The sequence below is a fragment of the Shewanella sp. VB17 genome (genome assembly GCF_013248905.1).
In the GTDB taxonomy this organism is placed as follows: Bacteria; Pseudomonadota; Gammaproteobacteria; order Enterobacterales; family Shewanellaceae; genus Shewanella.
Genome location: NZ_JABRVS010000001.1, coordinates 994,003 through 1,007,475, shown reverse-complemented (window position 1 = coordinate 1,007,475; position 13,473 = coordinate 994,003). Strand labels below are relative to the sequence as shown.

Here is a 13,473-nt window from a genome sequence, read left to right as displayed (position 1 = left end):
CTGCAGGATTTTATTATGCTAGGTTAACATAACTCAAACCAAAAAAAGGGGCCTAAGGCCCCTTTCTTATCTTATTCATGTCTGCTTAGCTAAGATAATTTTCAGGTAAGGCTGTAATCGCCGCAACACCTGAATCAATCGCTGCTTGAGCCACGGCTTTCGCTACGTTAGGCAATAAACGAGGATCCATCGGTTTGGGGATCACATATTCAGGACCAAAACTTAATTGACTCACATCAGGATAGGCAGCCACAACAGCAGCGGGAACTTCTTCTTTAGCCAACTCTGCAATGGCATATACTGCAGCCAATTTCATCTCATCGTTAATTTTCGACGCACGAACATCAAGCGCACCACGAAAAATAAATGGAAAGCACAACACGTTATTCACTTGATTAGGGTAATCACTGCGACCAGTACCCATGATAAGATCTTGACGAACTTGGTGTGCTATTTCAGGTTTAATCTCAGGATCGGGATTTGAACAAGCGAATATCACTGGCTTTGGCGCCATTAGTGCTATATTTTCAGCACTTAACACATCAGGTCCCGATAAACCTAAGAAAGCATCAGCGCCTTTAATCACATCTTCTAAGGTGCGCTTATCGGTATTATTGGCAAATAATGCTTTATACTCATTAATATCTTCACGGCGAGTGTGAATAACACCTTTTCGATCTAACATATAGATATTTTCACGCTGAGCACCACACTTAACCATCATTGTCATACACGCTATGGCTGCGGCGCCCGCTCCCATACAGACAAAAATAGCATCTTCGATCTGCTTACCTTGAATCTCAAGCGCATTAAGCATCCCAGCAGCAGTAACGATAGCGGTGCCATGTTGATCATCGTGGAAAACCGGAACATTACAGCGCTCAATAAGCACTTTTTCGATTTCAAAACATTCTGGCGCCTTAATATCTTCTAGATTAATGCCACCAAATGTATCAGCAATTGACTCTACCGTATGAATAAACTCTTCAGTGGTACGGTGCTTAACCTCAATATCTGTCGCATCTATATTTGCAAAATGCTTAAATAATAATGCCTTACCTTCCATAACAGGTTTAGATGCCAATGGTCCCAAGTTTCCCAGCCCTAAAATAGCAGTCCCATTAGAGATAACTGCAACAGTATTACCCTTGGCTGTATAGCGATAAGCATTCTCAGGGTTAGCAGCAATTTCGCGCACCGGCTCGGCAACACCTGGGCTATAGGCTAATGCTAAATCCATGCTGGTTTCTGCTGGTTTAGTCAGGCAAACGCCTGTTTTTCCTGGTACTGGAAACTCATGGTAATCAAGGGCTTGCTGTCTAAAATCTGACATTTTTTTAATCCTGAAAATACGGCAATTAAACTTTATTAAGGTCTATGTTATTCTATTTTTTTACTTTTTAAATACTAAAAAAATAGCAATAACAATTGTCGCTACGATACTCGAAAAGCTATCATTTTTAAACAATATATTAGGAAAATATCAGCTAAAGGGAGGGATTAAAGGCCAAAGGGGTATTTTACAAACTTATCTACTGCTCAAAGGGACAAATTAGTTCGGTTTTTTGTAGGAAAAATACGACAAAAAAGCCCATTTACTCATCATAAATCGAATAAACAGCAAAAATATTGCTAAAATTACCAAAAATTACAACGGAAATACATTTGATAAATCTTTTTAATCTAATTTAAGCCATTTTTGCCAATGTTTAAAATTCATCATCAATATTCGACATAATATTATCAATATGGTAACAAAAAAGCGCCATAAGGCGCTTTTTTAAAAATTTATGTTGAAGAATAATTAAATGAATAATTACTTCTTACCAAGTGCACCAAAGCGCTTGTTGAACTTATCAATACGTCCACCAGTGTCTACCACTTTCTGTGTGCCAGTGTAGAACGGGTGACATGCACCACATACGTCCAAATGCAAAGACTTACCTGCAGTTGAATTGACTTTGATGATGTTGCCACAAGTACATGTTGCAGTAATTTCTGCATATGCTGGATGGATATCTGCTTTCATTGGGATTACCTCTCGTTAAAGGCCATGTCGCTCTCCCAACCCGAAGTCGGACACCACATGAAGTTAATAGAATATTTAGGCGGTGTATATTACAGTGATCATCTGAAACCCACAAGATAAACTTATTCTTCGTGATGACATATTGAATGACGACTGAGCGGATTCAGGCGCTAGGGCGAAGCAGGATGCCCGAGCCGAGCATAACGAGTTCATCAATTTCATGAAGACCGCCATGGATGGTGGGAATGTCGTTAATGCAGGAGCAATTAACGCCCTTGAACTCTGTCACTTCTCGACATGCTAAATCCTGCATTTTGAGGTAGCTTGGGTATATAACATGACCACTTTACATGCTGCAGACAAAGCCAGTAGACAGCATTTTAGCTTCCCACAAATAAACATCGATTCCTTGCTTAATGTTAATCTCATTAAAGAGTAGCCCTTACCCGATAGCCTGAGTACACTAACCAATATCATTTGAGTAGAGCTTTCATCTATATGCCCTTGTTTGTCGAGGTTGCCCTTCCTGTACCTTTGCGGCAAACCTTCAGTTATAAAATACCTGAAACACTCACACTTACTCCTCAAAAAGGCATGCGGGTTAAAGTCCCTTTTGGTCGTCAACAATTGATCGGTCTTATTACCGGAACATCAGATACCTGTAACTTAAAGCCCAATCAAATAAAATCGCTTATAGCGCTACTTGATAACGAACCATTACTGCCAGATCCTCTTTATAAACTCACCACTTGGGCAGCAAGATACTACTTCTGTAGTGTCGGACAGATGATGTCTCAAGCCTTACCGGTTGCATTGAGAAAAGGTGCTGAGATATTAGCCGACACTCGTATTTTTTGGCGGACAACATCTGCAGGCAACGCTGCATCTCTGGACGCTGTTAAACGCGCCCCAGCACAAAGGAAAATACTCGAATTACTACAGCAATCAGAACTATCTCAAGAAGAGGTTGCTAGTTTACATTTAAGTCCATCAGCCCTAAAAGCATTGCAAGATAAAGAATGGATCACCAAAGATGAGCGCATCAATAAGCTCGATCTCTCTTGGCGTGAAAACCTTGAGCTAGGTGAAGATCCATTAACATTGAATCCCGAACAGGCCATTGCAGTAGCGACACTTAACCAACAAACAGGATATCACTGTACCTTACTAGAGGGGATAACTGGCTCAGGAAAAACAGAAGTCTACCTCGCCCTGTTAGAAAGTGTGCTCAAAAAGGGAAAGCAGGCACTCATTTTGGTCCCTGAAATTGGCTTAACACCACAAACAATCAGCCGATTCAAGAGTCGATTTAACGTCACTGTCGCTGTTATTCACTCTGGACTAACCGATAACCAAAGACTGATTGCTTGGCGCCAAGCAAGAACAGGTGAGGCCGCAATCATCATAGGGACACGTTCGGCATTATTCACCCCGATGGCCTTTCCAGGGGCTATTATTCTTGATGAAGAACATGATTCTAGCTTTAAACAACAAGAAGGAGTCGGCTATCACGCTCGAGATTTAGCTGTGATGCGTGGACATTTAGAGAAGATCCCCGTGCTGCTTGGCACCGCAACACCGTCATTAGAAAGTCTACAAAATGCCCTTAGTGGTCGCTATAAACACCTTGAATTAGGACAACGTGCAGGTAACGCTGAGAAAGTACGGCAAGGGATCATCGACATCAGCGGTCAACCTTTAAAAAGTGGGCTTTCTCATGCACTTCTCAATGAAATGCGTATTCATCTCGATGCCGGCAATCAAGTTTTATTGTTTCTTAATCGCAGAGGTTTTTCTCCTGCATTATTGTGCCATGAATGTGGACATCTACATGAATGTGATCGATGTGATGCCTTCTTTACTGTACACCAATCTTTAAACGAAATTCGTTGCCATCACTGTAGTAACCAATACGCGATCCCTAAGCAATGTCACAACTGTGGTAGTACTCTGTTAATGGGGCAAGGCGTAGGAACAGAGCAACTAGCTGCAGTATTAGAAAAGGAGTTTCCAAAATATCCCGTGGTACGTATAGATCGTGACACAACGAGTCGAAAAGGGGCATTGGAGAGCCATCTCAACGCTATTCATAAAGGGGAATATAAAATATTGGTTGGCACTCAAATGCTGGCTAAAGGTCATCATTTCCCCGATGTCACTCTCGTTGGATTGTTGGATGTAGATGGGGCACTATTCAGCGCAGATTTTAGAGCGCCAGAGCGCTTTGGGCAGCTCTATACACAGGTATCAGGTCGGGCCGGGCGAGCCAGAAAAAAAGGCACGGTATTAATGCAGACACATCAAGCAGATAATGCCATTTTACGTGAGTTAATGCATGTCGGTTATGGCCAATTTGCCCGAAATCAGCTCAGCGAACGAAAACAAGCACTCCTGCCACCAGCATGGAATATGCTATTGCTTCGCGCCGAGGCCAATCAGGCAATCGATGCCGAAAACTTTCTCAGTGAGGTGGCTCAATTGCTACCACAAGATGAAGAATGCGAAGTAATCGGGCCTATGCCAGCGCCTATGGATAAAAAAGCGGGCAAGTATCGACGTCACCTTATGTTTCAAACTCTCTCCCGCCAACGTTTACAGCAAGCTTTCGAATCTGCTTTACCACATATAGAAGCGCTACCATCAGCTAAGCGTTGCCGTTGGAGCATCGACAGAGACCCACAAGATTTACTCTAACGACTCATTGTATTCATTTATAGCCCCTTAGCCTTGTCATACAGCAAGGCTTTCTATCCGTTAATATCAAATTTCCATTAAAAAGTGCAATAAAAGTTATTTTTATGATAGCAATTGACTATAACAAACGGCTAAAATGTGCGGTTATCATTCATTATTTTAATCATTAGTAAGTGTCGATAAACGCCAATGAAATCACATATACAATCTTTGCTCGCCCAAGCCATAGAACTTCTTAAACAACAAGAGGTTATTCCAACTGATTTTGAGGCTCGTATTCAGGTCGACCGAACAAAAGATAAAACTCATGGTGATTTTGCAACAAACCTAGCTATGATGCTGACTAAAGTTGCCCGTAAAAAACCAACCGAAGTCGCTCAGCTCATCATAGAGAGCTTGCCTGAAGATAGTCAAGTATCAAAAGTTGAAATAGCAGGTCCAGGCTTTATTAACTTTTTCATCGATGACAATGCGTTAGCCAGCCAGCTCACACTTGCCCTTAAAGACGATCACTTAGGCATTTCATTACCTAAGGCTCAAACTATTGTTGTCGATTATTCAGCACCTAACTTAGCCAAAGAGATGCACGTCGGTCACTTGCGCACAACCACTATTGGCGACAGCATGGTTCACGCGCTTGAGTTCCTTGGCCATAAGGTGATCCGTCAAAACCATGTCGGCGATTGGGGCACTCAATTTGGTATGCTACTGGCTTATATGGAAGAGCTACGCGCTCAAAACGGCGAACAAGCTCAACTCGCACTCTCTGATCTTGAAACCTTTTATCGAGCAGCGAAAGTTCGCTTTGATGAATCAGAAGAATTTGCTACTCGCGCCCGAAAATTAGTGGTTGAATTGCAATCAGGCAATGAGTACTACAATAAATTATGGCGTGAATTTAATGACATTTCACTCAGCCATTGCCATCATGTGTATCAACTGTTAGGCGTCAGCCTCACCCGTGAAGATGTCCGTGGTGAGAGCGCGTATAATGACGACCTCGCGCAAGTTATTCAAGATCTTGACGCACAAGGATTACTGTCTGAAAGTAATGGCGCTAAAGTCGTATTTCAAGAAGAATTCAAAAATAAAGAAGGTGAGCCACTTCCTGTTATCCTTCAAAAAGCTGATGGCGGCTACTTATATGCCACCAGCGACATGGCTGCCATGCGTTACCGCGCGAATGTATTAAAAGCTGATCGCGCACTCTACTTTGTCGACCTGCGCCAAGCCTTGCACTTTCAGCAAGTGTTTGCACTGGCTCGTAAAGCAAACTTTGTTGATGACAACATCAGTCTTGAGCATATGGGCTTTGGTACCATTAATGGGGATGATGGTCGCCCATTTAAAACACGTTCTGGTAACGTGGTTAAATTAGTCGATCTGCTTACCGAAGCCAATACCCGAGCGCTTGAACTGGTGCGCAGTAAGAATCCTGATATGGATGAAGCTGAGCTGATCAACATCGCTAAAGTCATCGGCATCAGCTCAGTAAAATATGCTGAACTGTCTAAAAATCGTACCAGCGATTATATTTTTAGCTTTGAGCAAATGCTCAGCTTTGAAGGCAATACCGCGCCTTATCTTCTTTATGCATACACTCGCGTTACAGGCATATTTAAACGTGCAAGCGATGTCGATTTAACCGATGCTAGCATTCTGTTAGAACACGATAAAGAAAAAGAACTCGGCACAAAACTTGCCCAGTTTGGCGAAGTCCTTTCACGCATGGTCGCTAAAGGGCAGCCTCATGCCTTATGTGGCTACCTGTTCGAGCTCGCGGGTGCATTTTCAAGTTTCTATGAAGCATGCCCAGTGCTTGCAGCTGATACACAAGAGCAAAAAAAGAGTCGTTTATTACTCGCTAAGCTCACCGCTAAGACACTGAAAAAAGGCTTCAGCCTGCTAGGGATAGACACCTTAGAACGCATGTAAACACCCAAGCTACACTGAAGGATGCTGAGGGTCACACCCTCGGCATCGCAGTGTAGTACGATAGTGACACCGAGTATGGACCAAAACACGGTATATAAATTCAATGAGCAATCGCGATTACGCTAACAGAAAGCCCACCAAAGGCAAGGTAAAATCTACACGTAATAAGAATACGGGAGCAGGTGTCAAGCGCTTCCCTTTTCTATTATTAATTATAACCATAGCCCTAGTTGGTGGATTTGGTTACTTCTTGTGGAACATCAACAATAGCGCCAGTAACATTGAACCTGTCGTGATTGAAAAAAACAAGAAACCTGTCATAAACAAAGATCAAAACGCACTGCCACCTAAACCGAAGGAAATATGGACCTATCAACAAAATTTAAAAAATAAACAAGTTGAAGTTGATATTTCAGAAGCTGAAAAAACCAAACCATCGCGGCCTTATCAGATGCAATGTGGCTCTTTTAGAACTCTATCCCAAGCCCAAGAACTCAAAGCTGTTATTGCTTTTCAGGGATTATCAGCACACGTCAAAAAAGTAAAAGGCACCACGGGTGACTGGTACAAGGTGAGCCTAGGTCCATATGACAGTAAGCGTCAAGTAGAACGAGAGCGGCATGTAATGCAAAACGCCGGTATTAATGGCTGCATCATTTTATTTTGGGAAGGGGCTTAACCCCTAAAAGTGCCCTCAAAGATACGATCGTATCGCGATGAGGGCGATCTTTTCAATGCCTATCCTTGATATTTCCCCCTCTCTACCCCATATATCTTATATCACCCACTGACGACCTTTATTCGTCAGTTTGAGAAGAGGATTCATGAGTGACCACAATCGTATCAGTTCGCCGTAACAATCAGGTCGTTATCGCTGGAGATGGCCAAGTTTCACTTGGTAATACCGTCATGAAAGGTAATGCAAAAAAAGTGCGTCGCCTTTATCACAATAAAGTATTAGCGGGTTTTGCCGGTGGAACCGCCGATGCTTTTACTCTATTTGAACGCTTCGAAGCTAAATTAGAGATGCATCAGGGACACCTAATGAAAGCCGCTGTCGAAATGGCAAAAGACTGGCGCAGCGATAAAATGCTCCGTAAATTAGAAGCCTTACTTGCCGTCGCAGATGATACTTGCTCATTAATCATTACTGGTAATGGAGACGTTGTGCAGCCAGAGAATGATTTGATTTCAATTGGATCTGGTGGTAATTTTGCCCAATCTGCAGCTACCGCTTTACTTGAAAACACTGAATTGAGTGCTTTAGAAATAGCAGAAAAATCGCTAACTATTGCAGGTGATATCTGCGTGTTCACCAATCAATTTAAAACAATTGAAGAATTAAATTACTAAGCAAAAGCCTAGACTAAGCTTAGACTCAATACTGATGTGAATTCAGAGGAAATGATATGTCTGAAATGACCCCACGTGAGATTGTCCATGAATTAGACAGTCACATCATAGGCCAACATAATGCGAAACGCTCAGTGGCCATAGCCCTACGTAATCGCTGGCGTCGTATGCAGCTTGATGCTGATTTTCGTCAAGAAGTCACCCCAAAAAATATCTTAATGATCGGCCCGACAGGTGTCGGTAAAACAGAAATAGCTCGCCGCCTAGCGAAACTTGCCAAAGCGCCTTTCATTAAAGTCGAAGCCACTAAGTTCACTGAAGTCGGTTACGTCGGTAAAGAAGTTGAGCAAATCATTCGCGATCTCACCGATTCAGCCATAAAGTTGACTCGTGAAGAGCAAATGAAAAAATGCAAAACTAAAGCAGAAGAAGCAGCCGAAGAACGTGTGCTAGATGCTCTTTTGCCTAAGCCAAAAGAAGATTGGGATAACGAAAGTAAAGACGACTCATCCACTCGTCAAGTATTTCGCAAAAAACTACGCGAAGGCCAGTTAGACGATAAAGAAATTGAAATAGACGTCTCTGCACCTCAAGTTGGCATAGAAATCATGTCTCCTCCAGGCATGGAAGAGATGACCAACCAGTTACAAAGTATGTTTCAGAATATGGGACCTGGTGCCAGTAAACGCCGTAAAATGCCAATCAAAGAAGCTTATAAGCTGATGATTGAAGAAGAAGCCGCCAAACTGGTTAATCAAGATGATCTAAAAGAACAGGCTATCGAATTGGTTGAACAGCATGGTATCGTGTTCTTAGATGAGATAGACAAAATCTGTAAACGTGGTGAATCTTCAGGTCCTGACGTATCCCGTGAAGGCGTACAGCGCGATCTGCTACCATTGGTCGAAGGTTGTACAGTAAATACTAAACACGGCATGGTAAAAACAGATCATATTCTATTTATCGCTTCTGGTGCGTTTCAGATGTCTAAACCATCAGATCTTATTCCTGAGCTGCAAGGACGACTTCCTATTCGTGTAGAACTCGAAGCCCTTACGGCTGATGACTTCAAACGTATTTTAACTGAGCCTCATGCTTCATTAACTGAGCAACACGTTGCCATGATGGGCACTGAAGGTGTCAAAATAGAATTCACTGAAGATGGTATCGAGAGCATAGCTCAAGCAGCCTGGCAAGTGAACGAACGCACCGAGAATATCGGCGCTCGTCGTTTGCACACTGTCATGGAAAAGCTGACCGAAGAGCTTTCTTACGAAGCGTCAGATAAATCGGGAAGCACCTTTATTATTGATGCTAAATACGTGAGCGATCACTTAGATAATTTAGTACAAGATGAAGATTTAAGCCGCTTTATTCTTTAACATCACCATTGCCTGTACCGAGTTAACAAGCATTTCGCCTTACTCGGTACTCGCTATGCTATTGAGTAACCTATATGGCCACCTTTACAAACTCTCCTACCGTCACTGACATAAAACTTAAACGTAAATCACGCCTGCTCGACATCACCTTCGACACAGGTGAAACATATCAACTGAGTTGTGAAATACTCCGTGTCTACTCTCCTTCGGCGGATGTTCATGGTCACGGTAAGCCAGTATTAGTCACGCATAAGAAGCAAGTCAACATTAATACTTTAGAAGCCGTCGGCAACTATGCGGTTAAAATCACTTTTGATGATGGACATAACACCGGACTTTTTTCTTGGAAACTACTGCATGAGCTTGCCAGTAATCAAGTCGAACTATGGGAAAATTACTTAAGCAGATTACGTGCAGCCAAAGCGAGCCGTGAACCTTTGATCGAAATGGTGGTAAAATATCATCAATAGAACAACAGCAAATTAATCTAGCTTTTCTATGCTCACCTTAATCTTTTTAGTCTCTCAAACACCCCTTTTTTTACACATATTAAACATCAGATTTTACATTCAGCCTTGGGGTTTATTTAATTCGACTTGGCCAGGGTGTCGTTGGGGCTTCAAATGAAGGTTCACCAAGTACCGGACTAGAAAGCACATAGATGCCATGATTGGTAAACAACCAAAATAAATTACGATCATATTCTACATAAACACTGTGAGACAAATTACCTCTCGCATATTCAACAACGCGTTCAGTGTTAAATGGTGGTACAAAGTAAGCAGTAATTTCAGGTTTGTTCACATTACTCACATCAAACACTTGAAGTCCTGCATTATAAAAATTAAACGGTAAAATATTATCTTTTGATGTTCCAGGTTGAGTGTAATAACCTGTTCGCTTAGGCCCAAAACTACCTTGGCGTTGGCAAAAGTCTGTAAATTTAGCATCACTTGGTGGTTTAGGGCGCGGTAAAACACCAATTTTAACTGGTTTTTCAGGGTTATTGACATCAATCATATGAACATCTTTATATGGTTCCCAGCAATCTTCATTTAGAGGGTAACCGCTGAAATAAACAATACCTGTTTTCTCAACTTGAGATACATCGATAAAATCCCCTTCGGTGCCAGCCACACTTGGGGTAAAATTCAAATGACTCACAACTTTCATATCACTTGGATTTGAAATATCAATCACATAGAACCCTAACCCCCCCATTGCAGCGTAACCATACTTACCACCTTTTTCGGCTGATTTAGGAATAAACAAGGACATACGTGCACCCATCCATGATGTACGATTACCTGCTCTTAGGTTTTCTTTAAATACCTCCTCGTGCTCTTCATTAAAAGCGATTTGCCCCGGTACCGTTAACTGATCTAAAAATTTGGGGTTACTTGGATCTGATATATCCCAAGATTGATAACCCGCAGAATATAAATCATTTGGGTATTCGGTTAAGGCATAGCTTGCATCAGGTGCCGCAGCTACATACATAATATCTCCGCCAAAATAGGACGGAATATCACGCACACCTGAGCCTTGCTGCTGACCAATTGCAGCATCAGGGTGTTTAATATCAGTTGTTCGCTGAGACAACAATTTCCAATCTTTTGGTAAAGGGCCATTCATTTCATAAACTTTAAAGCCCTTTAGGTGATTAGCCTTACGAATTTTTTCAACATTTTCCGGTTGCATACGCTTATTTTTTAACAAACCAAAACGGCGTACTTCAAAAGCTTGCACCATAATGTATTTTGCTAGTTTTTCATTCCATTGGATTGAAGCAGCACCGAACATATCGCCTTCTTCATATGGATTTTGTTCGGCTTCATCAGCACCATTTGCCCCCCAAGTGTGCCCACGGGTTAACAGTAATTTTGCATCTTTAGGATCAGTAATATCAAAAATTTTCAAATCACGGCGAACGTATTGATACAGATAACGATGGCCATCGAAGTCAACAATATTTTGCCAAGTATGAAATGGCTCAACGGTGATAGGATAATACGCTTCAACGGTCATGTTTTTTATGTATTGCTCGGTATCCCAGTAATCTAATTCACCATCAAAGCGAATATTCTCATGAGCATCACGCGTGGCAATAGGGTGAGTAAACTCACCTGTTACCTTATTTAGTCCATAACTTCCTTTAGCGGGATCGGCGGGCGTTTTATCGATACTTAAACTATCACTACGTGCTATCCACTTATCTTTAATAACGACTTCTTTTATTATGTGCCCATGGCTATTATTTTTATTTTCTGAAGATGCGGAGGCAGACATCATCAATACAAAACTAGCCACCACACTTAACAGACATCGCATCGACCATGGACTTAACTGGTTTTTATTAGAGATATTTTTTTTCAAAAAAACCATATGTCCTCTCAGGGTAAATCTTGTCATGAAAAATTTAGAATGGAAATATTTCCATTTTAAAGCGATATAATTAAATTGGTTATTTTATGATATACACTCATCACTATTAAGCTATAACACTCAATGGGCACTCATAATATTTTTAACATATCCTTGTGACTATAATATGTCCATCATACTTACGGACTCTCTTACGTATACCACTAGATAAATGACAAGCCAAGACACCAAAACCAGACTAATATCACATGCATTTTTGTGACATTAGTCAAGACGATTTGATTACTGAGCGCTGCAGTAAATCGAATTTACACTAGATATAGCTTCGATAGTAATGGTTGTATCTTTCGTAAAATCAAAGTGGAGAGCAGTGTTATCATTATTCAAACATTCACCTACTCCACCCCAATAACTAACTGAAACAGTAAGGTTTTGTTGATCACTGATAATCCCTGTACTTGAAGAACCCCACGATGTTTCATCATATGTACGAGCTTCACCCTGATTAAGCCAATCAGATTCAAAATCATTAGTAATTTTTATGCTGGCTTGATAGCCCTGTTGATTATTAACCGTTAAGTTATATGGCCCATTTGTAGGCGGAGTGGTTCCTTCTAGGTCATTTAAATCACGGTGCAATTCAGATTGACCTGGATTTAAATATTCCATGTAAGTTATGAGTGTCGACATACCAGCATACTGGCTGTAACTATTTTTTAATGTTTCAGCATTAAATTGGTTATTATTTGTATTGCCTTCAGTTAATAATATTATCGTTTTATTTTTTGGCCAGCCACCTAGTTTAGACATAGTGTTACTAACCCAACTTGAGAGCTGTGAATTTGAAGCTGATGTCATGAGATGATATTCATCTAATACATCTTCATTTTGTGCTAAGAAATCTCTAAGGTAGTTATTATAAGGACGCTTCCAATAACCTGAGTATTGTGGAATTGTAATTTCTAAGCTTATATTGGGATTATCATCATGTAATTGACGTAAAGTCATCGCTATTTTATCATAGAATTCTGCTTCTGTTTCATCCACAAAATTTCCCGTACGCCAGCCATCATGCTCAATATCGAATGAAACACGATGAATATCAACTGATGATAATTCAATTGAATTCTTGATTAGATTATAGAGTTCAACTTGATCACATTCCATAATAGGATCGCTAGATGTAGGACCAATTGCTCCGCCAAAAACTAATCCAAGCTTCCCACCTTTTTGGGTAAATCGCTGGTACTCATTTTGGTGGCCAGAGATAGGGTTAATACCTGAGCCATCAGTAATATTGTCGATGTTACAAGTGGCATTTCTGTTTATTAGAATGAAGCCAGCGTCAACATCTTTAATACCATATTCATCGACCACTCTATCTAGCATCTTACTATCAGCATTTAAGCCATAAATTCCTAAATAAGCAGCGCTTGGGTTATTATTAGCAAAGTGAGTAGAACTCTCTGCTGAGAATACAAATGCAGAAGATATAGCCAAAGGCAGCGCTAATAATACAAATTTTTTCATCTCTATTTTCCTATTTAAACAATAAACGTCTACATCAGATCACAATTTAATTAATTTTGGCACGATGTTGTTTTAATTTTTTAGTGTATATTTGATTTTGCATGCGTTACACAAACGCTAATAATGCGCTGAACATAAGTGTTTTTATTACTTTTTGGTAAAACT

10 protein-coding genes are annotated in these 13,473 nt (G+C 40.9%); 6 read left to right on the top strand and 4 right to left on the bottom strand.

All coding sequences use genetic code 11. The features are described 5' to 3' along the window. Positions 1-85 precede the first annotated feature (85 nt). Together HQQ94_RS04240 and rpmE are read right to left on the bottom strand one after the other, a co-directional pair. Positions 86-1,333, bottom strand: a complete 1,248-nt coding sequence (locus HQQ94_RS04240; protein ID WP_173293243.1) for a malic enzyme-like NAD(P)-binding protein — start codon at positions 1,331-1,333, stop codon at positions 86-88. Between the two features lie 483 nt (positions 1,334-1,816). Beyond that, the gene (gene rpmE / locus HQQ94_RS04235) at positions 1,817-2,029 is read right to left on the bottom strand and encodes a 50S ribosomal protein L31 (RefSeq protein ID WP_173293242.1); all 213 of its coding nucleotides are present in this window, start codon (positions 2,027-2,029) and stop codon (positions 1,817-1,819) included. Positions 2,030-2,527: 498 nt separating this feature from the next. Here rpmE and priA point away from each other — a divergent pair, with 498 nt between their 5' ends. From priA to HQQ94_RS04205, 6 genes are all read left to right on the top strand, one after another. Continuing rightward, on the top strand, positions 2,528-4,723 hold the full coding sequence (gene priA / locus HQQ94_RS04230; protein ID WP_173293241.1) for a primosomal protein N': 2,196 nt from the start codon (positions 2,528-2,530) through the stop codon (positions 4,721-4,723). A 189-nt stretch (positions 4,724-4,912) separates the two neighbouring features. After that, on the top strand, positions 4,913-6,658 hold the full coding sequence (argS, locus tag HQQ94_RS04225) for an arginine--tRNA ligase (protein ID WP_173293240.1): 1,746 nt from the start codon (positions 4,913-4,915) through the stop codon (positions 6,656-6,658). Positions 6,659-6,761: 103 nt separating this feature from the next. Beyond that, on the top strand, positions 6,762-7,337 hold the full coding sequence (locus tag HQQ94_RS04220) for an SPOR domain-containing protein (RefSeq protein ID WP_173293239.1): 576 nt from the start codon (positions 6,762-6,764) through the stop codon (positions 7,335-7,337). Between the two features lie 149 nt (positions 7,338-7,486). Next, complete coding sequence (gene hslV / locus HQQ94_RS04215) at positions 7,487-8,011, top strand: ATP-dependent protease subunit HslV (protein WP_173293238.1); 525 nt, start codon at positions 7,487-7,489, stop codon at positions 8,009-8,011. Between the two features lie 56 nt (positions 8,012-8,067). Further along, on the top strand, positions 8,068-9,393 hold the full coding sequence (gene hslU / locus HQQ94_RS04210) for an ATP-dependent protease ATPase subunit HslU (protein ID WP_173293237.1): 1,326 nt from the start codon (positions 8,068-8,070) through the stop codon (positions 9,391-9,393). A 74-nt stretch (positions 9,394-9,467) separates the two neighbouring features. Continuing rightward, on the top strand, positions 9,468-9,863 hold the full coding sequence (locus HQQ94_RS04205; RefSeq protein WP_173293236.1) for a gamma-butyrobetaine hydroxylase-like domain-containing protein: 396 nt from the start codon (positions 9,468-9,470) through the stop codon (positions 9,861-9,863). Between the two features lie 112 nt (positions 9,864-9,975). Here the strand turns inward: HQQ94_RS04205 and HQQ94_RS04200 are convergent, their stop codons facing one another. Together HQQ94_RS04200 and HQQ94_RS04195 are read right to left on the bottom strand one after the other, a co-directional pair. Further along, the gene (locus tag HQQ94_RS04200; RefSeq protein WP_254303997.1) at positions 9,976-11,769 is read right to left on the bottom strand and encodes an LVIVD repeat-containing protein; all 1,794 of its coding nucleotides are present in this window, start codon (positions 11,767-11,769) and stop codon (positions 9,976-9,978) included. Positions 11,770-12,060: 291 nt separating this feature from the next. Then, positions 12,061-13,308, bottom strand: a complete 1,248-nt coding sequence (locus HQQ94_RS04195) for a hypothetical protein (protein ID WP_173293235.1) — start codon at positions 13,306-13,308, stop codon at positions 12,061-12,063. Positions 13,309-13,473: the final 165 nt, after the last annotated feature.

Coding starts and splice junctions, on each gene's coding strand:
- HQQ94_RS04240 (WP_173293243.1), bottom strand. CDS start 1,333: ATGTCAGATTTTAGACAGCAAGCCCTTGATTACCATGAGTTTCCAGTA.
- rpmE (WP_173293242.1), bottom strand. CDS start 2,029: ATGAAAGCAGATATCCATCCAGCATATGCAGAAATTACTGCAACATGT.
- priA (WP_173293241.1), top strand. CDS start 2,528: ATGCCCTTGTTTGTCGAGGTTGCCCTTCCTGTACCTTTGCGGCAAACC.
- argS (WP_173293240.1), top strand. CDS start 4,913: ATGAAATCACATATACAATCTTTGCTCGCCCAAGCCATAGAACTTCTT.
- HQQ94_RS04220 (WP_173293239.1), top strand. CDS start 6,762: ATGAGCAATCGCGATTACGCTAACAGAAAGCCCACCAAAGGCAAGGTA.
- hslU (WP_173293237.1), top strand. CDS start 8,068: ATGTCTGAAATGACCCCACGTGAGATTGTCCATGAATTAGACAGTCAC.
- HQQ94_RS04205 (WP_173293236.1), top strand. CDS start 9,468: ATGGCCACCTTTACAAACTCTCCTACCGTCACTGACATAAAACTTAAA.
- HQQ94_RS04195 (WP_173293235.1), bottom strand. CDS start 13,308: ATGAAAAAATTTGTATTATTAGCGCTGCCTTTGGCTATATCTTCTGCA.